This window comes from Streptomyces sp. NPDC059373, from assembly GCF_042751495.1.
Classification (GTDB): domain Bacteria; phylum Actinomycetota; class Actinomycetes; order Streptomycetales; family Streptomycetaceae; genus Actinacidiphila.
This window is the reverse complement of sequence record NZ_JBHYXC010000038.1, coordinates 1-26,394: the sequence shown is the minus strand read 5'-3', so window position 1 is coordinate 26,394 and position 26,394 is coordinate 1. Positions and strand designations below refer to the sequence as shown.

Below are 26,394 nucleotides of genomic sequence, written 5' to 3'. Positions count from 1 at the left end.
CTTAGGCTGGGCTCATGGCCTACGACTCCGCAGCAACCCGCGCAAAGATCCTCAGGGCGGCGATCGAGGAGTTCAGCGCCTCCGGCTTCGCCGGTGCTCGCATCGACCGCATCGCCGAGGTCTCGGGCGCCAACAAGCGGTCCATCTACGTGTACTACACCAACAAAGAGCTCTTGTTCGCCGCCGCCCTGCACAAGGTCATCAGCGAACTGAACGACGCGGTGCCGCTCACCGAGGACGACCTGCCCGGATACGCGGGCCGCATGTTCGACTACCTGACCCACCACCCCGCCGCGCTGCGCATGCATCTGTGGCGCCAGCTGGAACGGCCCGAGCTGGGCCCCGACGCGGCGGACGTGTACAGCGAGAAGGTGGCCCGGATGACCGCGGATTCAGCCGCCGGGCAACTGCCGTCGACAGACCTGCTAGTCCTCATCACCGGGCTCACCCAGAGCTGGGTTCTCGCGCCGCGAGATCTCCTCACGGCTGCCGACGGCACCGACCCCTACCGGCCGGAACGGCTGGCCGAACACCGGGCCGTCATCGTCGAAGCCGCCCGCCGCCTATGTGTACCCGTCCCAAAAGACGCAGTCGGCTCGGCGTAGAGACGCGGCTGCCTCAGCAGCTGGCCTGAGAGGTTCCCTGCCGTGCCGTGTTCGGCTCCGTCGCCGGGCGCGCGGTCCGCGCCATCGGGGCCGCCGTAGTTTTCAGCGCCGGTATTTGCCCAGCGCAATCAGAGCCGCATTGAAAGCGACCACCCGGTGATCGCCCCGCGCCGCCTCGCCCGCCTACGTAGGCGTGATGCGTGCTCATCCGGTGAGACCGAGTTCGCGTAGGGCCTCGGCGGGATGGTTGCGGTAGTGGTCGTGGGCGGCGGCGTTGTTCCTCCACCCGGCGAGGTGGGCGAGGCTGATCGCCAGGCTGCGGAAGGTTGCGAGGGCCCGGGGCAGGCTGCCGGTGCGGGCGCGGCAGGCGTCCTCGCCGAAGGTCACGTCGCGGACGAAGTGCTGTGCCTCGATGGCCCACTGGCCGCGGACGCAGCGGGCGAGGACGGCGGTGTCGGCAACGTCGAGTGGGGCAGTGGTGATGCCGAGTTCGGCATCCGCGCGGATCTTTCCGTCGCCGCGTCCGGTGGTGTACCGCTCGACGAGCAAGGCCCGCGTGGCGTGCGGGAAGTTCACCTGCCCCGGTGTGAGGGGCTGCACTCGCACGATGCGGATCTCGTGGCGGCCTGAGTTGGTCTCCTGTGTGCGGTGCACGGTGATGTGCGAGTTGGTGGTCTCGTCCCAGTCGAGGGCGTCCAACTGAGCGAACAGGGTGGGGCGGTTCTCCTTGACGGGGAAGAGGCCGAAGGCGCCGCGGCGGTGAAGGTAGTGGGCGTGGCTGGCGACGGTGTGCAGGGCATCGGCGGTGACGATCGCGCCGGTGATGTCGGCGATCAGGTCGAGAGCGGCGGTGAAGTGCACCGTCTCGTGCGGTTTGTGGCGCATCTCCCGCTGAGCGAGCATCACACCCGGGTCGACCTGGTAGACGCCGAGCAGGTGCAGCTGCAGGCCCTCGCTGTCGCGGGCGCCGCGCACGGTCTTGCCGTCCGCTGCCAGCTGCAGCACGGGGGGATCTCCGGCGATGCCGCCAGCGGGTCGGCGGTGTGGGCCTGCACGAACGCACCGACGGCGGCGTCCAGCGCGTCGGCGTCCACCCGGGCCAGCGCGCGGGTGAGGGTGGTGGCCACCGGCAGTCTGTCCAGGCCGCCGTCGGGGACTTCGAGGGCAGCGAGGGTGCCCGCGCCCTGGCCGCTCGCCCAGCGGACCACACCGCGGACCGAGCGCCCCCCGCACAGCAGGGCGCAGGCGACCAGGCCGAGCAGCATCGGCCAGGGGTGGGCGACCAGGTGCGCCGCGCGCGGATCGGGGACGGTACGGACCGCGTCCGGCAGCGAGGGAAGCGTCTCGGGCGTGCACAACTCCTCAGCAGCGAGGCCGTGTTGCTCGGCGAGTTGGCGGGACGTGGGCGGGGTCGGGCAGGAGGGCATGCGGGCGCGGCCTTCACGATCATGCTGAGTGGAATCAACGTGATCATGGACGATAGCGCCCTTCGACGTTCACCCGGCTCCCTGTCCAAGATCCGACACCTGAGTGACGACCTCGGCGCCTATCGTGTTGAGGGTGAGCGACGCCAGCGGAATCGAGATAGCCACCGATGTGCCACGAAAGGTTCCGCTCCGGCGCAACACGGGCTTCCGGATGCTGTGGATCGGCCAACTGCTGTCCGATACCGGCACGCAGATCAGCGGGATCGCCTACCCGCTGCTCATCCTTGCCCTGACCCACTCGGTGGTGCTCGCCGGGGTGGTAGGTACGGTGCGGGCCATTACCCTGCTATGCCTGCAGCTGCCCGCCGGGGCGCTGTCGGACCGGTTCGACCGGCGGCTGACGATGATCATCTGTGACGTCGTGCGCGCCGTCCTGCTGGCTCTGCTCGGCATCCTGATCGTGCTGGATCTCGCGTCCTGGCCGGTGGTCCTGGCCGTGAGCCTGATCGAGGGGGCTGCCGGCGCCATCTTCGACCCGTCCGCCGCCGCCGCGCTGCCGGGAATCGTGCCGGACGTCCAGCTCGAGCAGGCGTGGGCGGCCACCGAAGCGCGGACGTACGGTGCCAGCCTGGCCGGCCCGGCGCTCGGCGGGGTGCTGTTCGGGGTGGGCCGGGCCGTTCCGTTCTTGGCCGACGCCGTCTCCTTCGTGGTCTCGTTCGGCACGGTGAGCCGGATCCGCGGGCGGTTCCGCCCTAAGAACGCGGCCGGGCGCAAGGCCTTGTGGCGCGAGGTGGCCGATGGCCTGCAGGTCGTCTGGCAGGTGCCCATTCTGCGCGCGGCGGTGATCCAGACGCCCCTGCTGAACTTCGCCTTCAGCGGCGTGATCTTCAGCATCACCCTCGCGATGCGACAGGGCGGTACCTCCACCGCGGTGATCGGCCTGGTGCAAGCAGCCATCGCGGCCGGCGGGCTTCTCGGCGCCGTAGTCGCACCCCGGCTGCAAGGTCGCATGCGCCTGGCAACCCTGGCCACCACGATCACCATGGCCGCGGCCCTGCTGTTCGGCGCTGCGGCCTTGCTCATCCCGTCACCGCTGTTGGCGGCGCCGGTCGCCCTGGCGCTGCTGCTTGCTCCGGCCGCGAACGCCGCTCTGGTGGCCGTGGTGCTGCGCAGCGCGCCGGAGGGAATGCGTGGCCGAGTCATCAGCACCGTGATGACGGCGGCCACCGCGCTGGCAACGCTAGCGCCACTGATCGCCGGCCTGCTGATCCAGCACGCGTCCGGCGCCTGGGCGGTAGGCTTCTTCGCCGCCACGACTGCCGTCGCGGCCGTGCTGTGCCTGACCCTGCCAGGTTTTCGGCAGGCGGAGTCCCCGGCGGCCGCACCGGGCTGAGTGGCTAAACGAACAGGCCGCCTGGAGCGGTGCCCAGCTTTCGGGCAAGGGCTGAACCCGCGTCCTCGCATTCGCGCCGAGCACGCATCACACCTGGGTGCCGGTGAGGGCACGCAGCCCATACCTGGCCAAGAATCTGTCGATCCCCGCGCATCTCCACGGACGATCTCTTTTGCGACCGGTGCGCCTGTACGCCGCGACCGAGGATCCGCAGCCGCGGATGCACCATGTCCACTCCGCCGATGGCTCCAGAATTCGCCACCAGAGAGTTTGCGAGGCCGAAGCCCGCGAGGGTGTGTTGACCGAACTAGTTTGATTGTTCGTGCAGTTCAGAGGGTTCTGCCGCTAGGAGCGTGGGTCAGTAATGAGTAGGCGGCCAGCTCTCTGATCGATGGGGATCGATCCCGGTCGCGCTGCTGGCACCTGTGGGGCGGTGGTTGGGGTCCTGTCCGTCTGGTGTGCGGCCTACTTTGGGCCTGTGACGGGGCCGGGGGGTGCCTCTATGTGGTTCGTCAAGGAACCGGGCTGCGCTTGATGGGCTTGGCGGGCAGCATGGTGTGATGCCCGATCCGCTGTGGGACGACGTCAGGACTTAAGCAGGGCGCGTGCGTTCTCACGCCGCGAGATGAGCAACTCGCACGCGGACGTGTTCTGATGGCCTGCTTGTCCGTGCTTGTTGCGACGAACGCGACCGTTGATGATCAAGGTTCTCGAAGCCGTTGATCACGAACCAGGGGGTCGCGCTCGCGTGCCATCTTCCCTGATCGACGTTCTCCAGCGGGCACCAGGGTGCCGTCCACGATGACCACAGTGTCCTTGCGGAATCGCTTGCGGGGCTGGAGTGCGAGCAGCGGACCGAGGTGGTCGACAATTCGGTCCGCGGCGGACTTTGAGATGCCGAACAACGGGGCGAGCTGGCGCAGTGTCAAGTTCGGACGCCAGTAGGCCGTGACCAGCAGGATGCGGCTCTGCGTCTCCGCTCACGACCCGCGCCACGCCAACGTCCAGGACATCGGTGACTTCCCCGAGTTCGACCGGATGGAGATCACCCATTTCTTCGAGGTCTACAAGGATCTGGAGCCCGGCAAGTCCGTCGAGGGCGCGTACTGGGAGGGTCGGGACGCCGCGTACGCCGAGATCGACGTGCAGATCTCCGCTGTCACCCAGAGCACGCCACTCGACGCCCCCCGCCTCGACCGCTGCGGCGGAGTGACAGTGACGTACCTGACGCGCCGCCGCGTTTGACGGGATGTGACGTCAGGACTTCGGAGACGTCAGGTAGGTCAGATACACCGCGTCGGGACACCCGGGCACCGCACGCAGCGTCCAGCGCCCTGCGACGGTCGCGGAGGAGAAGTTCGACTCGGCGTCGTACGTCTCCACCTCGCCCTCCGCGGGCGTGTACCCGGCCTTGGGCAGCCGCTGCTGCATGAAGGACAAGGTGGCCCGGAAACCGCCGTGCACCACCGTGTTGACGACCAGGCGATTGCCCGAGCGGTGCTCCGCGGAGGTGACGGTGGCGCGTTCGGGAACCGGCAGAGTCGCCGGGAACTCCTTGGGCAGTGGCAGCGACGTACTGGTGGGGCAGCCGCCTGGCGCCGTTTCCGCCGCGTTCGCCACCTGCGACGGCACGGCAGAGGGTTTGCCGGCCGGGGTGCCGTGGGCGCAACCGGTAACGAACATGCCGGTGAGCACGGCACCGGTGAGCATCACGGCTGGGGCGAGGGGCTTCACCTACTGGCCTCCCTTGGGCTTGGGCTTCGCGTGCTTGCCGCTGACCAGGGCGTCGTACGCGCCGTACAGCGTATTGCCGGTGGCCTGGCGGCTGATGGTGGCCAGGGCGTCGAAGTTCTGCGGACCTCCCGTGGCACAGGCGCCGGTGCAGCCGTCGGCGTAGGCCACGACCGTCCTGCCCTGGGCGTCGGTGGTGATGTCGTTGAAGTCCAGCAGATTGCGGTCCTGGCCGCAGGTGGTGCCGCCGGTGCAGATCGAGCCCTTCTGCACCGGGTCGTTCGGGGTCGCGTCAGCGGTGACCCAGGACTGGCCGCCGTCGTAGGTCGTGGCCACGTACAGATGCCAGACGCCCGTGAAGGACGGGTCCTGGTAGTTGCCGCCGGTGGCGGTGCCGAGGAAGGCGAAGGAGGCGCGGTTGTCGTCTCCGGCGGTCACCACGGGGAAGACGACGTTCTTGATGCCCAGAGACCGGCCGACGTTCTGGTCGTACAGCCAGGTGGCGCCCTTGTCGTGGCTGACGGCGATGTGCGCGGTGCCGTCGCCGTTCTGGTACCCCATGTAGGCGGTGCCGGCCGCGCCGATCCCCACGCTGGGGTCGCTGTCGCCGGCCGTGCTGTCCAGGTTCTTTCGGACGGTCCAGGTCAGACCGTTGTCCTGGGACACCGCCACGGCCTGGTTGCCGCCGCAGCCCTTGTTGGGGACGTACACCGTGCCGTCGGGGGCGACCTTGACGTGGCCGTGCAGGCCGCCGCAGTCCAGCAGGGAGTACATCGGGACGGCAGGCCCGTAGGTCAGGCCCCCGTCGTGACTGGACGCGCACGAGGCGTCGGCGATGTCCTGCGAGCAGTAGTACACCGCGTCCGGGTAGGACGTCAGCGGGCCGGCGAGGCCCGGGGCGAACGGGCCGCCGCCGATGGTCTGGTGGTCGACCCCCGAGTTGATGCCGGAACCGGACGTCGGCGTCCACGTCTCGCCGTCGTCGTCGGTGTAGCACGTCAGCGCGGTTTTGCCGGCGAGCTGCGACTCGAAGGTGCGGTTGGTCTTCGGGTCGGTGAACAGGATGGGGTCGAGGCTGGTGACGCTGCCCTGCGGGCAGCCGTTGGCGGCCTGGGCGCTCTTATCCGTCCAGGTGGCGGTGCCGTCGCTGTCGTACGCGATCTTCAGCGTGGAGGTGTACGCCTGGAACATCGCAGCGCCGGTCGCGCGGTCCACGCCGATGGAGGGCTCGCCGGCGTTGTGAGCGTCCTTGATGCTGTCGGGCGCGGAAGAAGCGCTGTACGTCGGTGGCGTGCCCGTGCCGGGCGGCGGTCCGACCGGATTGCCGACCAGGCTCGCGGTGCCGGTGAAACTGTCGCCGAGCGGCGCGTACGGCACCACGCGCACGGTGTACGACGCCGTCACCGCAGGGAGCACCACGGTCTCAGGGTCGTTGGACGACGCGGAGGCGGCGATCTCCTGGCCGTTAGCGCCGAGGACGTAGAGGTCGAAGTCGGCGGCGGCGTCAGGCCATTTCACAGTGATGCGCACGCTGTGCCCGGCGTCGTAGCCCGACGGTACGGTCACTCGCAGGGCGTAGTCGTCGCAGAACTGGGAGCCGGTGCAACTCGGTGTGCCGGCGGTGCCGGTTACGTTGGGCACTGCGAACGGGCCGGCGCTCCAGGTCGCGGTGGGTGACGTGTCGCTGACCGAGCCGGAAGCGGGAGTGGCGGCCCCGGCGATGCTGCCCGGCAGAGTGGACGCGCTGCCGGCGGTCAGTGCTATGAGGCCGATGAGGACGCGCCACCATGACCGCGGATGGGAGAGAAAGCGGGAGGAGACGGACAGAGCCACGGATACCTCGTGGGTTCGTGAGTCGGATCAGGGCGATGGGGCGAGGTGCTACGGCGTGCGGAAACCCTTGGACGGACAGCTCGTTCACCTGCTCTACGGGGACGGCCGGTGTGTCCGTCGCGCTGGAGACAAATATTTTTGACTCGGAGGCAGTCCGGTCGGGGTCGGCGGCGGCGCAGCGGTGCTGGATGCGGCAGCGCCTGTCCGCAGCCGGTGCACAGGCCGAAGGCATCGCGGTAGGGGCGCACCGCTCGGCCTCGATGGCGGCGATAACGGGCGGGAGTACGGGGTCCGGGTAGCGGCGGCCGCTGCCGGGGATGGGGCATCTGGTGGGCGAAATCCCAGCTCAGAAGGCCTGCGCCCCGGTCGCCGCAGATAGATCCCGGAAGGCCTCATGTTCCTGGACCCGGCGGCTGGCGGAAACCGCCCCCTCCCCGTCAGCCTTACTGGGGAGTAATGTCGGCGCCGCTCGGTGTGAAAGCGCGAGGGGTGCTGATGACGACGGAAACCTATCGCGGCTCGGACGAGCGGTGGCAGCGCATGTGGAGCCACCGTGAACAGCTGCTGAGAGTTGCGCGACGCCGGTCCATGAGCCGGGAGGACGCGGAGGACGCCGTCCATGAGGCGATGCTGCGCGCCGTGGAGAACCCGCACGTCGACGACGAGCGGCTGGGTGCCTGGCTGACGACCGTGACCATACGGCTGTGCGCGGACCGGTACCGGCAGGTCAACCGCGAGACGGAGGTGGGCAGTCTCGCGACCCACGCGATGCCGGCGCCAGCGACTCTGGAGGAGTCGGTGTGTGATCGCGCGGAGGCGATTTGGCTGGCCGGGCAGAGCGGGGAACTGCCCGCCCGGCAGGCGGAGGCGCTTCGGCTGAAGTCGCAGGACCTCGACGTCGAGCAGGTGGCGTCCCACATGGGGCTCAGCTACCGGGCTGTCGAGTCGTTGCTGGCCAGGGCCCGGAGGGCGCTGCGGCAGTCGCTCGCCGCGACATTCGGCATCGCACTGTGGGTGTGCGGGCGCGTGGCGCGGCCGCGGCCCGCAGGCGGCGGCGGTGGCTTGCAGGCGGCGGCAGCGCTGTCCACGGCGGCGACGCTCACGGTGCTGGGACTGGCGGTTCCGTATGCGGGTGACGCGGCGGGGCCGCCACGTGCGCAGCGGACGGTGCCGATGGTGCCGATGGTGAAGGACAGCCCGCGGCCGCCCGGCTCCGGCGGTCAGCCGCACCGGCCCGGGCGGGCGGACCGGCCGGGCCGGAGCGGCGGTGCGGTGCCGGCGACCCCGTCCGCCGGGACTTCGCCAGCGCCGCGCCTCGGCGTTCCGGTGCGCGTGCCGGTGCCGGATGTCTCCACGCCGCAGGTGTCCCAACTGCCCCGGACGCCTGCCGTGCCGGCGGTGCCGGCGGTGCCCGACGTGACGGCGGTCCCTCCGATTCCGTCGGTCTCTGAGGTGCCCCCGGTTCGCGCGGTGGGCGGCGTCCCGGTGACGGTCACGCCGCCCGCGCGGCCGGACGTTCCGGGCGGTCCCGTGCGGCCCTGACCGGGCTGCCGCCGGCACCCGGTGTTCGTCGGTTTCCCGGGGGTGCGCCCGGTGGGCGCGGGTGGGCGCGGCCCTCCCCGTGCCCATGGTTCGCGCGGTGGGCGGCGTCCCGGTGGCGGTCACGCCCGCCCGCGCCGGCGGACGTTCCCGGTGGCTCCGTGTGGCCTGACGGGTATGCGGCGGCCGCCGGTCGACGCCGTTGCCGGGTGCGCGCCGGTGGGGCGACCCCCGCCGAAAAAAAATGCCTATCGCCGCGACGGACGCGGCGCTCCCCGCCGTAGAGCAGAGGACAGGCCGGGAGCGCGGGTCTCCCTGCTTCCCGTCCGTGCCCCGGTCTGTCAACGACAGCGTGGTCGTTGTTGAAGGGATTCCGGATGGGTGTGGAGATCCGTGTCGAAGGGCTGACGAAGTCCTTCGGCCACCAGGTCATCTGGCAGGACGTCTCGCTGACGCTTCCTGCCGGAGAGATCTCGGTGATGCTCGGCCCCTCGGGTACCGGTAAGTCGGTCTTCCTGAAGACGCTGGTCGGCCTGCTCAAACCGGACCGGGGATCGATCCAGGTCGCGGACCGGGACATCACCCGGCTGCGCGAGCACGATCTCTACGAGGTGCGGAAGCTGTTCGGCGTGCTGTTCCAGGACGGCGCTCTTTTCGGCTCCATGAACTTGTACGACAACATCGCCTTCCCCCTGCGCGAGCACACCCGCAAACGCGAGAGCGAGATCCGGCGCATCGTGCTGGAGAAAATGGACATGGTCGGCCTGATCGGCGCGGAGGAGAAGCTGCCCGGGGAGATATCGGGCGGTATGCGCAAGCGGGCGGGGCTCGCGCGGGCGCTCGTCCTGGACCCGGAGATCATCCTTTTCGATGAGCCCGACTCCGGGCTCGACCCGGTCCGCGTGGCGTATCTCAACCAGCTGATCGTGGATCTGAACGCGCAGATCAACGCGACCTTCCTGATCGTCACGCACGACATCGCTTCCGCCCGCCAGGTGCCGGACAACATCGGGCTGTTGTTCCGCCGCGAGCTGGTGATGTTCGGGCCGCGCGAGGACCTGCTGGCCAGTGACGAGCCGGTCGTACGGCAGTTCCTCAACGGGCGGATGGAGGGCCCGATCGGGATGGCGGAGGAGAAGGACGCCTCCCAGGTCGAGCAGGAGCTGGCGGGGCTCGACGACACGGCCGGTGTCGTCGTGACCCCGCGGCTGCTGCCCAGCGCCGCCATCGCTCGCCCGCCCCGCTGGGAGGCCATCGCCGCGCGGGAGGAGGGGGTACGCGCATGACCCTCTCTCCGACCGCGGGCCTGCGGCACACCGGCAGCCTCTTCGCCCTGGCGCTGGACGTGCTGCGGACGCTGCCGCGAAGGCCGTTCCAGGTGAGGGAGTTCATCCAGCAGGCCTGGTTCGTCGCCAGTGTGACGATCCTGCCGACCGCGCTGGTGTCCATCCCCTTCGGCGCGGTGATCGCGCTGCAGATCGGCAGCCTCACCCGCCAGCTGGGCGCGCAGTCCTTCTCCGGCGCCGCCTCTGTCCTGGCGGTGCTGCGCGAGGCCTCGCCGATCGTGACCGCGCTGCTGATCGCGGGCGCGGGCGGTTCGGCGATCTGCGCTGACCTGGGGGCGCGCAAGATCCGCGAGGAGATCGACGCGATGGAGGTGCTGGGCATCGACCCCATCCACCGCCTGGTCGTCCCCCGGGTCCTGGCCTCCATGGTGGTGGCGGTGCTGCTCAACGGCCTGGTATCGGTGGTCGGCGTGGCCGGCGGCTACTTCTTCAACGTCGTCCTGCAGAACGGCACTCCGGGCGCCTATCTGGCCTCCTTCACCACCCTCGCCCAGCTGCCCGACCTGTACGCGGGCGAACTGAAGGCCGTGGTCTTCGGAGCGATCGCCGCGATCGTCGCCGCGTACAAGGGCCTGACCGCCAAGGGCGGGCCGAAGGGCGTCGGTGACGCCGTCAACCAGTCTGTGGTGATCACTTTCATGCTGCTGTTCGTCACCAACTTCGTGATGACCGCCGTCTACTTCCAAATCGTTCCGCAGAAGGGCTGAGGCGGATGGCGCTGACCAATGTCATGCAACGACTGGAGGAGCTGGGCGGCCAGCTGACCTTCTACGGGCGCTCGCTCGCCTGGACCGGCCGTACGCTGCGCCGTTACAAGAAGGAAGTCCTGCGGCTGCTCGCCGAGGTGAGCTTCGGTCGCGGCGCGCTGGCCGTGGTCGGCGGCACCGTCGGTGTCATCGCCTTCCTGTCCTTCTTCACCGGCACCGAGGTCGGGCTGCAGGGATACGCGGCCCTCAACCAGCTCGGCACCTCGAACTTCGTGGCCTTCCTGTCCGCGTACTTCAACACCCGCGAGATCGCGCCCCTGGTCGCCGGGCTCGCCCTGTCCGCGACCGTCGGGGCCGGATTCACCGCGCAACTGGGGGCGATGCGGATCAGCGAGGAGGTCGACGCGCTGGAGGTGATGGCCGTCCCCTCGCTGCCGTTCCTCGTCACGACCCGCATGATCGCCGGTTTCATGGCCGTCGTCCCGCTGTACGTGATCGGGCTGCTCTCCTCATATCTGGCCGCCCGCACCATCACCACCGGCTTTCACGGGCAGTCAGCGGGCACCTACGACCACTACTTCCACCAGTACCTGCCGCCCGTGGACGTGCTGTGGTCCTTCGGCAAGGTGATCGCCTTCGCCGTCCTGATCATCCTCGTGCACTGCTACTACGGCTACCACGCCAAGGGAGGCCCCGCGGGCGTCGGCGTCGCGGTCGGCAGGGCGGTACGCACCTCCATCGTCGCCATCAACGTCCTCGACTTCTTTCTCAGCCTGGCGATCTGGGGAGCCAACACGACCGTACGGATCGCGGGATAACCCATGTTCATGAAACAGGCGAAACCAATGAAGGCGGGGACATCACCCGTCAAGCTGAGGCTGTACGGTCTGGTGTTCCTCGCCGTACTGGCCCTGCTGCTGTCGCTCGCCGTGGCCGCCTACCGCCAGGCCTTCACACCCGTGGTACGCATCACCCTCCAGGCCGACACCATCGGCAACCAACTGGAGCCCGTCGCCGACGTCAAGCTGCGCGGCCTGATCGTCGGCCAGGTCCGAGATGTGCGCGCCGACGGGACGAAGGCGAGCCTCGGCATCGCGCTGAACCCCGAGCATGTCGACGACATCCCCGCGAATGTCGAGGCGCGGCTGCTGCCCAAGACCCTCTTCGGTGAGAAGTACGTCGACCTGGTCGTGCCCCGCAAGCCCGCAACGCGCCACATCCGGGCGGGAGACGTGATCACCCAGGACCGCACCAGGGCCGGCATCGAGGTGCAGCAGCTGATGAACGACCTGCTGCCGCTGCTGCGTACCGTCCAGCCCGCCGAGCTCAATGCCACGCTGTCCGCCTTCGCCGACGCCCTGGAGGGGCGCGGCGACCGGATCGGCGGCAACCTCGCCCGCGTACAGCGCTATCTGCACACACTCAACCCGCACATGCCGCAGATCAAGGAGGACATCACCCGCTTCGCCGACGTGACCGCGGTGTACGCGGACGCGGCACCGGACCTGCTGAAGGTGCTCCGCAACACCATCACCACCAGCCACACCCTGGTCGAGAAGCGGGACACCTTCGCGGCGCTGCTGACCGGGACCACCGCCTTCGCGAAGACCGGGCAGGGCGTGCTGAGCGACAACGCCGACCGGATCATCACCCTGAACCGGATCTCCCGACCCACGCTGGCGCTGCTGGCCCGTTACTCACCCGAATTCCCCTGCCTGCTGGGTGGACTGGCGAAGCAGGAGCCGATGAGCGAGAAGGTCTTCGCCGGCGGCGAGATGCACATCACCCTGGAGATCGTCCAGTCGCGCCCGGCGTACCACCCCGGCGAGGAGCCGCGCTACGCCGACCGGTCCGGCCCCGACTGCCGTGGTCTGCCCAGTCCGCAGGTGCCGGCGCCCGACCTCCATCTCAACGACGGAACGAGGGCGTCGAGCGCGTCGGCATCCGAGCAGGACGTCATCGGCGCGCTGGTCGCACCGGTCATGGGGGTGCCCGCGGACCAGGTGCCGCCGGTCGCGACCCTGCTCTTCGGCCCCCTGGCCCGCGGGACGGCGGTGAGCGTCGGATGAAGGCGATGGAGACCACCGCACCGCTGATCAAGTTCAGCATCTTCGCCATGGTGACGATCCTGGCAACCGCGCTGCTCGCGGCCACCATCGTCAATGTCCGCTTCACCTCCACCGATTCGTACAGCGCGGTCTTCAGCGATGTCACCAGCCTGGAGGTCGGCGACGACATCCGCGTGGCCGGGGTGCGGGTCGGCGAGGTCAAGGACATCCGCACGACGACGGCGGGGGACCGTACGGTCGCCGAGGTCAGTTTCACCGTCGACCGCGCCCGGCCGCTGCTCACCGGCACGGGCGCCGTCATCCGCTACCGGACCCTGGTCGGCCAGCGGTACATCGCGCTCACCGAGGGCCCCGGGGACGGGACCCGGCTCAGGCCCGGCGGGCGCATCCCGCTGTCCCGGACCCGGCCCGCGCTGGACCTGACCGCGCTGCTCAACGGCTTCAAGCCGCTGTTCGCCGCGCTGAGCCCAAGGGACGTCAACCAGCTCGCGTACGAGATCATCCGCACCCTGCAGGGCGAGGGCGGCACGGTCAACAGCCTGCTGGCCCACACGGCGTCGCTGACCTCGACACTCGCCGACCGCGACCAGCTGATCGGCTCCGTCGTCGACAACCTCAACGAGGTCCTGGGCACCCTCGACCAGCGCAGCGCCCGCTTCTCGGAGCTGCTCACCCAGCTGCGGCGGGTGGTCTCGGGGCTCTCCGCCGACCGCACCGCCATCGGCGACTCGCTGGTGCGCATCAGCGATCTGTCCGGTGCCACCTCGGGCCTGCTGGAGCAGGGCCGCCCGGCACTGCGCTCCGACATCTCGCAGCTGTCCGACCTCTCCAAGACGCTGAACGACAACCAGAAGACCGTGGAGGGCGTCCTGAAGCGACTGCCGAACAAGCTCGACAAGCTCACCGCGACGGCGTCCTACGGATCCTGGTTCAACTTCTACCTCTGCGACTTCGACGGACGGGTCGTCCTGCCGAAGACCGCCAGGACGCTCACCCCGGAACTCCACGTCCAGCAGGCGAGGTGCGCGGGATGAGGCGCCTACGGATTCCCAGGATGACGCGCCAACGCATCCCCAGGATGAAGCCGTTCCGCGACCGCAATCCCGTCGTCATCGGCGCCGTCGGACTCAGCGTGATCGCCCTGCTGGTCGTCGCCGCCTTCAACGTCCAGGACCTGCCGCTGATCGGCAGCGGTGAGCGCTACAGCGCGGCCTTCTCCGAGGCGGGCGGGCTGAAGCCCGGTGACGAGGTACGCATCGCCGGCGTCAAGGCCGGCAAGGTCGACGCCGTCGAACTCGACGGGGACCACGTGAAGGTGACCTTCCGGGTCAAGGGGGAACAGCACCTGGGCACCACGACCGGAGCCTCGATCCGGATCAAGACGATCCTTGGCGCCAAGTACCTGGCACTGGAGCCGAAGGGTCCCGGGCAGCTGGCGCCGGGCAGCGAGATACCGCGGTCGCGCACGGTCTCCGCGTACGACGTCGTGGCGGCCTTCAGCGACCTCACCACCACCAGTGAGAAAATCGACACCGATCAACTGGCCACCGCGCTGGACACCATCTCGGGCACCTTCAAGGACTCCCCGGCCGAGGTGAAGGCGTCCATCACCGGACTGTCCCGGCTCTCCCGGACCGTCGCCTCCCGGGACCAGGCGCTGCGCCAACTCCTCGACCACGCCAACGGCGTCACCGGTGTCCTCGCCGACCGCTCCGGACAACTGGTCACCCTCATCAAGGACGGCGACAAGCTGCTCCAGGAACTCAACCGGCGGCGCACGGCCATCCACGATCTGCTCGTCAGCGCCACCACGCTCGGCACCCAGCTGTCCGGCCTCGTCGACGACAACCGCAAGGAGATCGGGCCCGCGCTGAGCCGCCTCGACACGGTGATACGGATGCTCCAGCGCAACCAGACCAGCCTGGACCGCAGCATCAAGCTGCTCGCGCCCTACGCGCGGGTTTTCACCAACACCCTCGGCAACGGGCGCTGGTTCGACACCTACGTCCAGAACGTCGTCGCCGCGCCCGTCACTCCCCGGACCGGAGGGTCGCGATGAGCCGCCTCGAAAAGCTCCGTACGCGCCGCCTGTTGCGCGGTCTGGCGCTGGTCACCGCGCTGGCGGTGGTCGCGTGTCTCGCCGTCGTCCTGTGGCCGCGGAGCCCGGCCGTCACCGTCACCGCGTACTTCTCGCGCACCGTCGGCATCTACCCCGGTTCTGACGTCCGGGTGCTCGGCGTCCGGATCGGCGAGGTCAAGAGGATCACGCCCGAGGGGGGCCGGGTCCGGGTCGAGCTGAGCTACGACGCGGCGCGGAAGGTCCCCGCCGACGCCCAGGCCGCGATCATCAACTCCTCGGTCGTCAGCGACCGTTACGTCCAGCTCCTGCCGGTCTACCGGTCCGGCCCGGTGATGCGCGGCGGCGCCGTCATTCCCGAAGGCCGCACCGCAGTCCCCGTCGAGCTGGACCGCGTCTTCGACAGCCTGCACACCACGGCGGAGGCCCTGGGCCCGCGCGGCGCCAACAAGGACGGGTCCCTGTCCCGGCTGCTCGGCGTCAGCGCCGACAATCTCGACGGTCAGGGCGAGCGGCTGAACCAGACGGTCAAGGACCTCTCGCTGGCCGTCACCACCCTCTCCGACGGGCGGACCGATCTCTTCGGGACCGTACGGAATCTGCAGCTGTTCACCGCCGCGCTGGCCGCTGACGACCAGAGCGTCCGGTCCTTCAACGACAGCCTGGCCCAGGTCGCCGGGCAGCTGTCGGGGGAGCGGGACGACCTGTCCGCGGCGCTCAAGCAGTTGTCGACCGCGCTCGGCGACGTGGCGGTCTTCGTACGCGACAACAAGAAGCGGCTCACCACCGATGTGAAGGGGCTCAGCGAGGTCACCCGCGTGCTGGTGAAACAACGGGCCGCGCTGGAGGAGTTCATGGATGTGGTGCCCGCCGGGCTGTCCAATCTGCAGAACGCCTACAACCCGTCTTCCGGCACTCTGGACACCCGCAACAACGCCGAGCAGGCCCAAGACCCGGCGTCCTTGGTGTGCTCGCTGCTGCGGACGGCCGGCGAGAAGGCGGACTGCGCGAGCCTGAAGAAGCTGTTCGACGCCCTGCCGTCGGTGAAGGGCGCGACGGCGGCGACAGGCACCGGCACGGTCGACAAGACGCTGGGCGGGATCCTGGGGGTGCCCGCGTGAGGAGCGTCAAGACGGTGCTGTGGGCCGCCGCCGGTGCGATGCTGCTGACGGCCTGCCAGTTCAACGGGCTGTACGACGTGCCGCTGCCGGGCGGCGCCGCCGCGGACGGGCACGCGTACCACGTCACGGTGGAGTTCCGGGATGTGCTCGATCTGGTGCCGCAGTCCGCGGTGAAGGTCAACAACGTGACGGTGGGCGCCGTCGAGAAGGTCGAGCTGGACGGCTGGCACGCCCGCGTGCGCCTAAGGGTCGCCGACTCGGTGAAGCTACCCGGCAACGCGGTCGCCGACCTGCGGCAGACCAGCATGCTCGGCGAGAAGTACGTCGCTCTGGAGGCCCCGACCGGGGTCACGCCGTCCGGGCGGCTCGGCGACGGGGATGTGATCCCGCTGTCCCGCAGCGGCCGCAACCCCGAGATCGAGGAGGTGCTGTCCGCGCTGTCGGCACTGCTCAACGGTGGTGGCGTGGCGCAACTTCACACCATCGACCATGAGTTGAACAAAGCCCTGACCGGGCGCGAGGACCGGATCAAGAGCCTGCTCAAGGAGCTGGACACCTTCGTCGGCGGTCTCGACGACCAGAAGTCGGAGATCGTCCGTGCGCTCAAGGGCGTCGACAAGCTCTCCCGGACCCTCAAGGAGCAGCAGACAACCATCGGCAAGGCGCTCGACTCCATCCCGCCGGCCCTGAAGATCCTCGCCGACCAGCGTCGCGACCTGACCAGGATGCTGACCTCGCTGTCCGACCTCGGCAAGGTCGGCACCAGGGTCATCAACGCCTCCGGTGACGACGTCATCGCCAACCTGCGCAACCTGCGGCCGATCCTCACCCGGCTCAACCAGGCGGGCTCCGACCTCCCCAACGCCCTGGAACTGATGACCACCTACCCCTTCCCGCGCAACGTGACCGACGCCATCAAGGGCGACTACGTCAACCTCAAGATCACCGCCGATCTGGATCTGAAGAGCCTCTACGGCAACCTGAGCAAGGGCTCGGGCGGCTCGTCCCGGGGCCCCGGGGCCGGTTCCGGCTCGGGGACCCTGCCGGGCCTGCCCGCCCTCCCCACGCCCCTGCCGACTCTGCCCGGCGTACCGACTCTGCCCGGCGTACCGGCACCGCCGGGCGTGCCGCCTGCACCGGTGCCGACCCCCGGCCCCACGAAGACCTCCGGCGGCCCGCTCTGCCCGCCCTTGTGCACCGGCAGCCAGGCCTCCTACGACGGCGGCACGCGGTCCGCCGACGGCGTCGACTGGAAACTCGCCGACCTCATGACAAGGGGGCTGGGCGCGTGATCAGCCGTACCGTCAAGCTCCAGCTGGCCGCCTTCGCCGCCGTCACCGCCCTCGGGGTGTCCTATGTGGGCGCCGAGTACGCCGGTCTCGGCGAGCGCATCATGGACCGGGGTTACACCGTGCACGTCGACTTCGCCGACTCCGGCGGTGTCTTCTCGGGGGCCGAGGTGACCTACCGGGGCGTGCCGGTGGGCCGCGTGGGAGGGCTGAGGCTGAGCGGCGCCGACGGTGTGGCCGTGGACCTGCGCATCACCGGCGGATCCCGCATCCCCGCCGACACCCTCGCCGTTGTCGCCAACCGCTCCGCCGTCGGGGAGCAGTACGTCGACCTGCAGCCGCGCGCCGCCACGGGCCCGTATCTGCACGACGGCAGCACGATCGCCCGCCGGGACACCCGCACCCCGCTGCCCACCACCGAGCTGATCCTCAGCCTCGACCGCCTCGTCAACTCCGTCGGCAAGAAGGATCTGAAGGTCACCGTCGACGAGCTCGGCTCCGCCTTCGCCGGTACCGGCCCCGATCTGACGCGCCTGGTCGACTCCGGCAACAGCCTCGTCGACGCCGCCGAACGCAACCTTCCGCAGACCATCGGCCTGATCGAGAACTCCCGTACGGTGCTGAAGACCCAGGCGGACAAGGGCTCGGCGATCCGGTCCTTCTCCCATGACCTGGCCGACCTCAGCGCCACCCTCAAGGACCGCGACGCGGACATCCGGCGCCTCATGGACAACGGCGTCAGCGCCTCGCACGAGCTGGACGCCCTGCTCAAGGACAACAGCTCCGCGCTGCCGGTGCTGCTCGGCAACCTCATCAGCGGCGGCCAGGTCGTCGTGGCCCGGCTCCCCGGAGTCGAGCAGGCCCTGGTCACCTTCCCCGCCGTCGTCGCCGGCAGCTTCACCGTCCTCCCGGGCGACAACACCGCCCACTTCGGGCTCGTCGTCAACGCCGACGACCCCCCGCCCTGCCGTCAGGGCTACGGCTCCACACAGCGCCGCGACCCCGCCGAGACCGCGGACCGCCCCGCCAACACCCAGGCCCGCTGCACCGCCCCCCGCGGCTCCAAGACCTCCGTGCGCGGGGCTCAGAACGCGCCCAAGGGCAGCGTCTCCATCGGCTCGACCGGCGGACAACAGGCCGTCTTCGGAAAGGATTCATGGCAATGGCTGCTCGTTGGCCCCATGGTGTGACCGACCGCCGCATCCTCGCCGCGCTCGGCGTCGTTGCCGTACTGCTCGCCGGCTTCTCCGGCTGGTACGGCCTGCGGCTCCAACAGCGGTACGCGGACGACCGCCGCGACCAGGACATCGTCGCCGCGGCCCGGCAGTCGGCTCTCAACTTCACCTCGCTGGACTACCGGCACTACGCCCAGGACAGCAAGAACGTCCTCAGCGGCGCCACAGGCGACTTCAAGAAGCAGTTCACCCAGCAGACCGCCCAGCTCACCCAACTGGTCGCCGCCAACAAGTCCGTCTCCGAGGGCCAGATCCTCGATGCGGGCATCGTCCGCGCCGACGACACCTCCGCCCGCGTCCTTGTCGTCGCCGACAGCAAGGTCACCAACACCGCCACCCCGAACGGCGAGGCCCGTACCTACCGGCTCCAGCTCGACCTCCGCTCCGTGGACGGGCGCTGGCTGACATCCGACGTCGAGTTCGTCGGCTGAGAGGAGACAGACCATGGTGACCAACATGGCCGCCGCTGCCCGCGCGGCGGCGAAGCGCGTCGAACGCGCGGAGCTCGTCGAGCCGGTGAAGCCGGCTGGGCCCGCGGGGCGTGTCGTGCACGTCTACCCCGTACAGGCCGAGGCCAGTGCGCCCGCGCGCCCTCGCCTCGGCCTTCGCTCTCGCCCCCGTATTCCCGTTCGGATCCGAGCCGGGGCCCTGGTCCTGCTCCTCGTCGGCGGCCTGGTGGCCGCCACGTTTCTCGGACTCGCATACCGCGACGCCGAACGCACCGGCCAGGCCCGCACGCAGGCCGTGGCAGCCGCCCGCAACGCGGCGCCGGTGATCCTCTCCTACGACTACCGCCACCTCGGCCGGGACTTCACCGCCGCCCGCACGCACCTGACCGGCACGTTCCGCGACACCTACGCCAGGACCACCCGTACCGTCGTCACCCCCACCGCCACGAAGTACCAGGGCGTCGTCACAGCCACCGTCGCCGCCGGCCCCGCGGTCGTCTCCGCGACGCCCGACAAGGTTGTGGTGCTGCTCTTCGTCAACCAGGTCACCGACAGCACCCGACTCTCCGCACCACGGCTCGACCTGAACCGCGTCCGAATGACGCTGACCCGCACCGCCGGCGGATGGAAGGTGAGCGCCGTCGACGCGCTGTGATCGCGGGGGAGCACGGGCCGGCAACGGCCAACCGGCCGCGTAATCCCCGTCTGGTACGGCGATCCCGCGTGATACTCCTCCATGCCGTGGATGATCTCCTGACAGCGCGCCTGCTGCTGCATCCGATGAGCGGCACCGAAGCGGAGCGGGTGGTTGCCGGCGAGCCGGACGACGGCGGACATAGCCGATGCGGATGTCCGCGCTCGGCAGACTGAGGTCGATGGCCGCGGGCACCGACCTGCCGGGCCGCCAAGGCTGCCCCGGCCCTCGGTTGGCCGGGGTCGGCACCCGCTGCTCTTCTTGAGGGGCCGTCATGGACTCGAATTTTCGCATAACGCAAGTCGCAGAACCCTACCCCTGTCACTTTTGAGCGCGAACGGGTTCTGAGAGCAGATCTGCTTCTCAGTGATCTTCATCCCACTCTATTTGATCTTGCTCGGGCAAAGGGTCGTCTATGAGAGTGGCTGACCTTTTCAGCGTAAGGTCGGTGCCGTACGTGGGATTGCCGAAGCCCTGGTTCGGGCATCGAGGGGCCGTTGATGCTGGACCAGGATTTGCTGCGCGCCGCTCGCCTGGCTGGTTACGGGACCGTGAGCACTCAGCTCTCCTTGCTGAGTGACCACCGGCTCGGGGAGATCGTGGCAGCCGCTACCCCGCTCGGGTCGGGCATCGGCGGCAGGTCGGCAGAGCTGGACATCAACGGAACGCGCGTCTTCGTCAAGCGGATCCCTTTGACGGACACCGAATTGCACCCGGAGAACGTGCGGTCGACGGCGAACGTCTTCGAACTGCCGATGTTCTACCAGTACGGGGTGGGCTCGGCCGGGTTCGGTGCCTGGCGGGAGCTTGCCGTGCACACCATGACCACGAACTGGGTTCTCGGCGGCGAGTATGCGGGATTCCCCCTGATGTACCACTGGCGGGTTCTGCCTGACTCCCCTCCCGAAGGATTCACCGACGTGTTCGGGGGCCTGGAGGGGGCCGTCGCGCACTGGGAGGGATCACCCGCCGTTCGTGACCGGCTGGAGGCCATCGGCCAGTCCTCGTGCAGCCTGGTGGTCTTCCTGGAGCACGTGCCGCACACACTCGCCGGATGGCTGGCCGACCACCGCAAAACCGCCGTGCCGGAAGGCGGAGACGGCTCGCCCTTCCGCTGGGTGGAGGAAGCTCTGATGAGCGGATCTGCCTTCATGAGTTCTCGCGGACTTGTCCACTTCGATGCTCACTTCGACAACATCCTGACCGATGGCCAGCAGCTCTACTTCGCTGACTTCGGACTTGCCCTGAGCGCCCGCTTCGACCTTTCGGCGGACGAGTCCAACTTCCTCTCGGACCACCTCGCGTACGACCGCTGCTACACCGCGAGCCACCTGCTCCAGTACCACTTGCTCGACGGCGTGCGCGGTGACACGGAACGCGAAGTCTTCCTGCACGACTGGATCGCGGGCCGGCGACCTGGCGACATCCCGCCCGAGATCACGGCCATCATCGACCGGCACGCACGCTCTACCGTCGTCGTGGACTCCTTCTTCCGCCGCCTGTTCACCGAGAGCAAGCAGACGCCGTTCCCGGCCGCGGAGATCGAGCGGCAGTTGGGCGCTGGCGCCACAACCCCGAGCTGATCCACGCCCTCGCCTCGGCTGTCCGGCATCGGCGGCCACGGTCGCTGCCTACCGACGGGCCTCTCGGTGCACCTTCCCGGGCTCTACGACCATCCGGCAGTAGCTCGGGTCACCTTGTAGCTGAGGCCTCGCTCTGCGGACTACGTGGGCCAGGCACTGTCACCGCAGCCGCAGCCGCAGCCGCAGCCGCAGCCGCAGCCGCAAGCTCCAGGTCCAGGCGGCTGTTCATGTCCAGCTCGAACCGGCCGTACGGATTCACATGGGTCCAGAACAGCGGCGACAGCGCCCGGCGGTCCGCGTCGGTGAGCTTGTCGGCCCACTTCGGATCGGCCAGGACCTCCTGCATCAGCAGCGGACCCCAGGCCCACCGCACCGAGGCCCAGCCCCGCTGCCGGTGGCGGCAGGGCAGCCGCCTCTCAGGGTATGTCCTGCCTGACCTCGGCATCTTCAGGTGAAGGAATGTCAGGCCACCGTGGTGGGAGTGTCCCGCAGGGTGACGTTGGCGTGGCTCTCCTGGAAGCTCTGGTCCGAGACCAGGGTGAGTCGGGCGGTGGACTGGAATTCCGGCAGCGTGGCGGAGCCGCAGGAGACCATGGTGGTCTTGAGCTTGGCGATGGTCACAGCGAGGCCCTCGTTAAGGTCACCGGCGTAGGGGACGCAGCCGTCGACGCCCTCCTCGAAGATCAGCCCCTGCCCGCCCTGCCCGTAACGCTGCCAGTTGCGGGCCCGGTTCGAGCCCTCGCCCCAGTACTCCTTCACGAAGCCGTCGCGGGTAGGGAGCTTCGCGCCGGCAGCCTGGTCGAAGCGGGCGAAGTAGCGCCCCATCATGACGAAGTCGGCTCCCATCGCCAGCGCCAGGGCCACGTGGTAGTCGTGCACCAGGCCGCCGTCGGAGCAGATCGGCACGTAGGCGCCGGTGCGCTCCGCGAAGGCGTCGCGGGCCGCGGCCACATCCAGCACAGCGCTGGCCTGTCCGCGTCCGATGCCCTTCTGGTCGCGGGTGATGCAGATCGAGCCACCGCCCACGCCGACCTTGACGAAGTCGGCACCGGCCTCGGCGAGGAAGGTGAACGCCTCACCATCGACCACGTTGCCGCCGCCGATCGGGACCTCCGGGTAGTGCTTCTTCACCCATGTCAGGGCCTGTGCCTGCCAGTCGCTGTAGCCGTCGGAGGAGTCGAAGCACAGGACGTCAGCACCCGCCTCCAGCAGCGCGGGAACGCGCTCGCGATAGTCATGGGTGTTGACGCCGGCACCCACGCGCAGTCGCTTGGCGGCGTCCACGACCTGGTTCGGGAACCGCTTGTTGTCCGCGTAGTCGGACCGGAACACCAGATGCTGCAGAGAGCCCTCGGCGTCGAGAATGGGCAGGCAGTCCAGCCGCTGGTCCCACAACAGCGCGTTGGCCTCGGAGAGCGTGGTATCAGCCTCGGCATGGGGCAGATCAGCGATGGGTGTCATCCGACCGCTAGCCGGCCCGTCCAAGTCGTGACGCTGGGGATGGAAGTCACGCGAGGTGACCAGACCCAACAGATGACCGGTGCCGGTCCCGTCATGGGTGACGGCCGCGGTACTGTGACCGGTGTGGCGCATGACATCGACCAGCTCGCTCAGACTGTCGTCCGGGCGAACGTTGGTGTCGCTGGTGACGAACCCGGCCTTGAAGTTCTTCACCTCGCGCACCGCCGCAGCCTGGTCGCGGATCGACCGGTTGTGGTGCAGGAAACTCAGGCCGCCGTTGCGTGCCAAAGCAATCGCGAGCTCCGGTGTGCTGACGGCCTGCATGATCGCGGATGTGAACGGGGAGTGCAGCTCGATCGCCGACGTCTCACCCACAAGGTGCCGAACCAGGGGCGTGCGCAGGTCAACCGTGGCGGGCGAGCAGTCGGTTCGGGTCCGGTTCGGCAGAAGCAGGAACTCGTTGAACGTCCGCGAGACCTCGGCCATGATCTGTGCCACTGTTCCTCCTGACCCGTCGGCCAGAGCCCGACTGCCCGGCCGTGAAGATCGCTCCCCATGTCTGAAGGTCCGAGCAGGCAGGAGCCGACATGGCAGTCGTGGAAGTGCCACGCGCTGCAGCAGGGCCCTGACAAGCACGTCCATCCGGCAGGGTGCGGTCGTGACCTGGCACCCTACCGATTGCCCCGCCAGCGCACGAATCCTGACCAGTTATTGGCGACAGGCAACCTCGCTTGTCATTCCGCGACACCCTCCGGAACGGCCGCGGCGGTCGGAATCGCCGAAGCTGCCTCCGCTGCGCCCATGACGGGTGGATGCCTGCGGGCGGGCCAGGCGCTGGCACCCTTCGGCACCGGGTATCGCCGAGGTAAGCCCAAAAGGGCCCTTTATTCGACTTGGTCGGGAAACGCCTGCCTGAGCATGTGCCGCGCGCTGCCCGTGCTCGTCGTCCCGTCCTGGTCCTGGCGCTGCTCAGCCGCGCCGGACGGAGAACAGGCGCGCCACCACAGCCAGCACCAGCCCGGCCGCGATGAGGTACAGGCCAAGACGTTCTTCGGGCACTGCCGGTGACCACACCCGCCAGGCCGGCGGGGTGTAGCCGTCGGCAGCCAGGAAGGCCCCGTAGACCGGAGGCATCCCTAGACCTGCTCCGCTCGGTGGCAGAGGAATACGACAATGAGCGCTAGCCACATCCAGAAGGCATCCGTCCTCACCACGTGGCGCAAGCCCACCCATAGCGGAGGGGACAACGGCGACTGAGTCGAGGTCGCGGACGCGCTCCCCGGCATCGTCCCCGTCCGGGACAGCAAGGACCCGCACGGCCCTGCGCTGGTCTTCCCTGCCGCTTCCTGGGCCGCCTTCATAGCCGACGTGAAGGCGGGACCGCTGGCCTGACCCCGACGACACCACGTCCCCTGAACTCGCCGCGTGATAGCGCCCGAGCACAGCCAGGTGGGCAGAGTCGAATGCCGCAGGTCGTAGAGGCGCGCCACCAGTGGGGTGACCAGTTGGGTTGCGGTTGTACTGAGGAGCGTGCGCAGGCTGCTCGTGGGGCTGTGGGCGTTGGGGCCTGTCCGGCGGTTCGGATCCGGACAGGCCCCAACGGCTGCTGTCAGGGGCTGTCCTCGCCGCCGCCTTCTGCCAGCCACTGCGCGTAGTTGATCGCGGCCAGGTAGGCCGAGAAGGCGTTCTGCCGCGCGGTTGCGGTCGTGACGGCCGCGGTGCCGGCCGCTACGGCGAGTCCCGATGCGGGTGTGTACATGGCCTCGTTGAAGACCGATCCGCTGGGGGCGGACGCCACGGCGAAGACCGGGTGGGCGGTTCCGCCGGAGAAGGAGGTCGAGATGTAGTCGCCGACCATGGTCCCCTGCGTGGTGCCGGCCAGCCAGGAGTGGGACATCGGCCCTGCCAGCTGGGTCGGTGCCGTCCAGGTGGTGCCGCCGTCGGTGGAGGAGAGGTATCCGACGTCCAGCTGGCAGGTGGAGGCGGTGCAGTTGGCGACCGGGTGGTAGTAGTACGCCAGGGCCAGGTGTGCGGTGCTGCCCGAGGTGGCCGGGTCGACCGCGAGGCCGGGGATGAAGTGGTCGACGGTGCTGGTCGTGGCGTCGATCGGGATGCGGGCCACCGAGGTCCAGGTGGTTCCGTTGGTGGTCGTGGACATCACGATGTCATTGGAGGTGCAGGAGCCTCCGCTGGCCCGGAAGCGGCAGTCCTGCCAGACCACGTAGACCTTGCCCGCCGCGTCGATCTCGGCCGAGGGCAGCGGGCCGCTGCGCAGGGAGCCGTGCACGGTGTACGAGCTGACAGTGGCGACGGTCGTGGTCGAGGTCCAGGAACTGCCGCCGTTGGTGGAACGGAAGGCGAGGATCGACGTCTCCGAGGCGTTGGACGCGGGCACGACCACGGTGCCGTTGGGCTGTACGACGGGCTGGCCGCCGAGGCCGGTGGCGTTGTTGCCGGTGTTCTTCGACGTGCCCCAGGTGGCTCCGCCGTCGCTGGAGGTGGTCATCTTGAGGCGGTCGCCGTCGCCGTTGTTGTCGTACTCGGTGTAGCAGTTGCCGTAGTACGCGCTGGTCGAGGTGTTGTCGCAGGCGATCCAGTTCTTGTCGAGGCTGGAGCCGGTCGCGGTGGTCACGGGGTTGCTCCAGGTGAGGCCGCCGTCGGTGGAACGGCTGGTGAAGACGGCGGGCACTCCGATGGCCGAGGTGATCGGGATGGTGGAGATCAGCCAGATGTTGTGCTTGGCGTCGTAGGTCACCGACGGGTCGCTGACGCGGGCGTAGGTACCGCCCGCGTAGGTGGTGATCCCTGGCAGGAATCCCTTGGTCCAGGTGGCTCCGCCGTCGGTGGACGTGGTGAAGCCGATGTTGGAGGAGCCGCCGTCGGTGAACCGGCCGACCTGGAAGGCGGAGACGATGGTGGAGCCGTAGGAGAAGGTGTCGGGCTCGACCTCGGTGGCATGCTGGCTGCTGGAGTTGGTGTAGGGATCGGCGCTGATCTGGGTGAGTGCGGGTGCGGCGGTGGCGGTGCCGGCCGATACGACCAGCGCGGTGGCCGCCAGGGCCGCAGTCACCAGGCCGGGTCTGGCCAGGCGCAGGAATATGGATGCCAGGGACATGATCCGTTCCCTTTCCGAGACGGGACACGTCCGGCATCGGTGTGCTGCGCGGTGGCGGCCGAGCAAGCCCCATACACGTCCGCGGGGTTGGGGCGGGGAGGACCGGCCGAACCGAACATCGAGCAGGACGTGCGTGAGGACGACCGCCACTATCCCGAGTAGGACATGACCATGTCAATCATGAATTGGTGTTTTTCTGGCGATCTCGGCTTCACACCCCTACCTCGCTGTTGCGGTTGCCGAGTGCGGTGCATCCGGCCTGTACGAGGACTCGAGTAGGCTTTTCTTGGCACTCGTGTCCGCGCATATGCATGCCCGGTGCTTGCAGCTCCTCGCCAGCCGTCCAGCTCACCACCCACTGTGTTGGCTCCGCGGCGGATGCGCAGACCGGTCTGCTCCCCCATGCCGACGACTGCGACGTCGAACCCCGCCCCCATAAGCGTCTGGCACACACCATCGAACAGCGTCTTCAGGGCGGCGTCCGCAGTCCTGATGGAAGCCTGGCCACCGACATCAAGTACCAGTCCTCGTCCTTGATGTCGCGGCCCCCGTCCCCCCCGTTCAGGCCGACGCCACGACCACCGGTCTCGGCGTCGGCCTGCCACCGTCGGCGACGCGCCGCACACGCTCGGCGTTATGTGACTGACCAGCCCGTATCGGTCGCCCACCGTTCGGCCGCGGCCATCAGGACCTCGGTGGCAGGGGCCTTGATCTGCCCGT

General features: G+C 69.1%; 23 protein-coding genes and 3 pseudogenes. 17 read left to right on the top strand and 9 right to left on the bottom strand.

What is annotated here, in order from left to right:
* Nucleotides 1–14 precede the first annotated feature (14 nt).
* On the top strand, nucleotides 15–605 hold the full coding sequence (locus tag ACFXJ5_RS33225; RefSeq protein WP_384639505.1) for a TetR family transcriptional regulator: 591 nt from the start codon (nucleotides 15–17) through the stop codon (nucleotides 603–605).
* A 204-nt stretch (nucleotides 606–809) separates the two neighbouring features.
* On the opposite strand, the gene ACFXJ5_RS33220 is transcribed toward ACFXJ5_RS33225, so the two are convergent.
* Nucleotides 810–1,610, bottom strand: coding sequence for an ISAs1 family transposase (locus tag ACFXJ5_RS33220; RefSeq protein WP_384639503.1), 801 nt, complete (start codon nucleotides 1,608–1,610; stop codon nucleotides 810–812).
* A complete protein-coding gene (locus ACFXJ5_RS33215) occupies nucleotides 1,508–2,032 on the bottom strand; it encodes a transposase family protein (protein ID WP_384639500.1) in 525 nt (174 codons plus the stop codon). Before ACFXJ5_RS33215 ends, ACFXJ5_RS33220 begins: the two co-directional genes overlap by 103 nt.
* Before the next feature lie 133 nt (nucleotides 2,033–2,165).
* Here ACFXJ5_RS33215 and ACFXJ5_RS33210 point away from each other — a divergent pair, with 133 nt between their 5' ends.
* Nucleotides 2,166–3,425: an MFS transporter gene (locus ACFXJ5_RS33210; RefSeq protein WP_384639497.1), complete on the top strand. Its 1,260-nt coding sequence runs from the start codon at nucleotides 2,166–2,168 to the stop codon at nucleotides 3,423–3,425.
* 779 nt (nucleotides 3,426–4,204) lie between these two features.
* Here the strand turns inward: ACFXJ5_RS33210 and ACFXJ5_RS33205 are convergent.
* Nucleotides 4,205–4,396 (bottom strand): annotated as a pseudogene (locus ACFXJ5_RS33205) (helix-turn-helix domain-containing protein); the annotation flags it as partial.
* Here ACFXJ5_RS33205 and ACFXJ5_RS33200 point away from each other — a divergent pair.
* A pseudogene (locus ACFXJ5_RS33200) lies at nucleotides 4,392–4,670 on the top strand (inorganic diphosphatase); the annotation flags it as partial. The pseudogenes ACFXJ5_RS33205 and ACFXJ5_RS33200 overlap by 5 nt on opposite strands.
* A gap of 12 nt (nucleotides 4,671–4,682) precedes the next feature.
* Here ACFXJ5_RS33200 and ACFXJ5_RS33195 read toward each other — a convergent pair.
* Nucleotides 4,683–5,159 (bottom strand): hypothetical protein, encoded by a 477-nt coding sequence (locus ACFXJ5_RS33195; RefSeq protein ID WP_384639495.1) that lies wholly within the window; start codon nucleotides 5,157–5,159, stop codon nucleotides 4,683–4,685.
* Complete coding sequence (locus tag ACFXJ5_RS33190; protein ID WP_384639492.1) at nucleotides 5,160–6,989, bottom strand: sialidase family protein; 1,830 nt, start codon at nucleotides 6,987–6,989, stop codon at nucleotides 5,160–5,162.
* Between the two features lie 495 nt (nucleotides 6,990–7,484).
* Between ACFXJ5_RS33190 and ACFXJ5_RS33185 the strand changes: the two genes are divergently transcribed.
* From ACFXJ5_RS33185 to ACFXJ5_RS33125, 13 genes are all read left to right on the top strand, one after another.
* Nucleotides 7,485–8,531, top strand: a complete 1,047-nt coding sequence (locus ACFXJ5_RS33185) for a sigma-70 family RNA polymerase sigma factor (protein WP_384639490.1) — start codon at nucleotides 7,485–7,487, stop codon at nucleotides 8,529–8,531.
* A 374-nt stretch (nucleotides 8,532–8,905) separates the two neighbouring features.
* On the top strand, nucleotides 8,906–9,814 hold the full coding sequence (locus tag ACFXJ5_RS33180; RefSeq protein ID WP_384639487.1) for an ABC transporter ATP-binding protein: 909 nt from the start codon (nucleotides 8,906–8,908) through the stop codon (nucleotides 9,812–9,814).
* A complete protein-coding gene (locus ACFXJ5_RS33175; protein ID WP_384639484.1) occupies nucleotides 9,811–10,581 on the top strand; it encodes an MlaE family ABC transporter permease in 771 nt (256 codons plus the stop codon). Before ACFXJ5_RS33180 ends, ACFXJ5_RS33175 begins: the two co-directional genes overlap by 4 nt.
* A gap of 5 nt (nucleotides 10,582–10,586) precedes the next feature.
* Nucleotides 10,587–11,399: an MlaE family ABC transporter permease gene (locus ACFXJ5_RS33170; RefSeq protein WP_384639482.1), complete on the top strand. Its 813-nt coding sequence runs from the start codon at nucleotides 10,587–10,589 to the stop codon at nucleotides 11,397–11,399.
* Nucleotides 11,400–11,426: 27 nt separating this feature from the next.
* Entirely contained in the window at nucleotides 11,427–12,650 is a 1,224-nt protein-coding gene (locus ACFXJ5_RS33165) for an MCE family protein (protein ID WP_384639479.1), read from the top strand.
* The gene (locus tag ACFXJ5_RS33160; protein ID WP_384639476.1) at nucleotides 12,647–13,684 is read left to right on the top strand and encodes an MCE family protein; all 1,038 of its coding nucleotides are present in this window, start codon (nucleotides 12,647–12,649) and stop codon (nucleotides 13,682–13,684) included. The genes ACFXJ5_RS33165 and ACFXJ5_RS33160 overlap by 4 nt, the downstream gene beginning before the upstream one ends.
* Nucleotides 13,685–13,728: 44 nt before the next feature.
* On the top strand, nucleotides 13,729–14,709 hold the full coding sequence (locus tag ACFXJ5_RS33155) for an MCE family protein (RefSeq protein ID WP_384639627.1): 981 nt from the start codon (nucleotides 13,729–13,731) through the stop codon (nucleotides 14,707–14,709).
* Nucleotides 14,706–15,848, top strand: a complete 1,143-nt coding sequence (locus ACFXJ5_RS33150) for an MCE family protein (protein ID WP_384639473.1) — start codon at nucleotides 14,706–14,708, stop codon at nucleotides 15,846–15,848. The genes ACFXJ5_RS33155 and ACFXJ5_RS33150 overlap by 4 nt, the downstream gene beginning before the upstream one ends.
* A 38-nt stretch (nucleotides 15,849–15,886) precedes the next feature.
* Nucleotides 15,887–17,140 carry an MCE family protein gene (locus tag ACFXJ5_RS33145; protein WP_384639624.1) on the top strand — a complete coding sequence of 418 codons (1,254 nt, stop codon included), beginning with the start codon at nucleotides 15,887–15,889 and terminating at the stop codon, nucleotides 17,138–17,140.
* Nucleotides 17,137–18,327 carry an MCE family protein gene (locus ACFXJ5_RS33140; RefSeq protein WP_384639470.1) on the top strand — a complete coding sequence of 397 codons (1,191 nt, stop codon included), beginning with the start codon at nucleotides 17,137–17,139 and terminating at the stop codon, nucleotides 18,325–18,327. Before ACFXJ5_RS33145 ends, ACFXJ5_RS33140 begins: the two co-directional genes overlap by 4 nt.
* Complete coding sequence (locus ACFXJ5_RS33135) at nucleotides 18,300–18,803, top strand: hypothetical protein (RefSeq protein WP_384639467.1); 504 nt, start codon at nucleotides 18,300–18,302, stop codon at nucleotides 18,801–18,803. Before ACFXJ5_RS33140 ends, ACFXJ5_RS33135 begins: the two co-directional genes overlap by 28 nt.
* A 13-nt stretch (nucleotides 18,804–18,816) precedes the next feature.
* On the top strand, nucleotides 18,817–19,476 hold the full coding sequence (locus ACFXJ5_RS33130) for a hypothetical protein (protein ID WP_384639464.1): 660 nt from the start codon (nucleotides 18,817–18,819) through the stop codon (nucleotides 19,474–19,476).
* Nucleotides 19,477–20,015: 539 nt separating this feature from the next.
* Complete coding sequence (locus tag ACFXJ5_RS33125; RefSeq protein WP_384639461.1) at nucleotides 20,016–21,098, top strand: protein kinase family protein; 1,083 nt, start codon at nucleotides 20,016–20,018, stop codon at nucleotides 21,096–21,098.
* Nucleotides 21,099–21,207: 109 nt separating this feature from the next.
* On the opposite strand, the gene ACFXJ5_RS33120 is transcribed toward ACFXJ5_RS33125, so the two are convergent.
* From ACFXJ5_RS33120 to ACFXJ5_RS33110, 3 genes are all read right to left on the bottom strand, one after another.
* Nucleotides 21,208–21,543 carry a Tn3 family transposase gene (locus tag ACFXJ5_RS33120; protein ID WP_384639458.1) on the bottom strand — a complete coding sequence of 112 codons (336 nt, stop codon included), beginning with the start codon at nucleotides 21,541–21,543 and terminating at the stop codon, nucleotides 21,208–21,210.
* 17 nt (nucleotides 21,544–21,560) lie between these two features.
* The gene (locus tag ACFXJ5_RS33115; protein WP_384639455.1) at nucleotides 21,561–23,057 is read right to left on the bottom strand and encodes an IMP dehydrogenase; all 1,497 of its coding nucleotides are present in this window, start codon (nucleotides 23,055–23,057) and stop codon (nucleotides 21,561–21,563) included.
* Between the two features lie 471 nt (nucleotides 23,058–23,528).
* Entirely contained in the window at nucleotides 23,529–23,693 is a 165-nt protein-coding gene (locus ACFXJ5_RS33110; protein WP_384639452.1) for a hypothetical protein, read from the bottom strand.
* A gap of 135 nt (nucleotides 23,694–23,828) precedes the next feature.
* On the opposite strand from ACFXJ5_RS33110, the pseudogene ACFXJ5_RS33105 reads away from it, so the two are divergent.
* A pseudogene (locus tag ACFXJ5_RS33105) lies at nucleotides 23,829–23,951 on the top strand (DUF397 domain-containing protein); the annotation flags it as partial.
* A gap of 217 nt (nucleotides 23,952–24,168) precedes the next feature.
* Here ACFXJ5_RS33105 and ACFXJ5_RS33100 read toward each other — a convergent pair.
* Nucleotides 24,169–25,674: a sialidase family protein gene (locus ACFXJ5_RS33100; protein WP_384639449.1), complete on the bottom strand. Its 1,506-nt coding sequence runs from the start codon at nucleotides 25,672–25,674 to the stop codon at nucleotides 24,169–24,171.
* Between the last annotated feature and the right edge of the window lie 720 nt (nucleotides 25,675–26,394).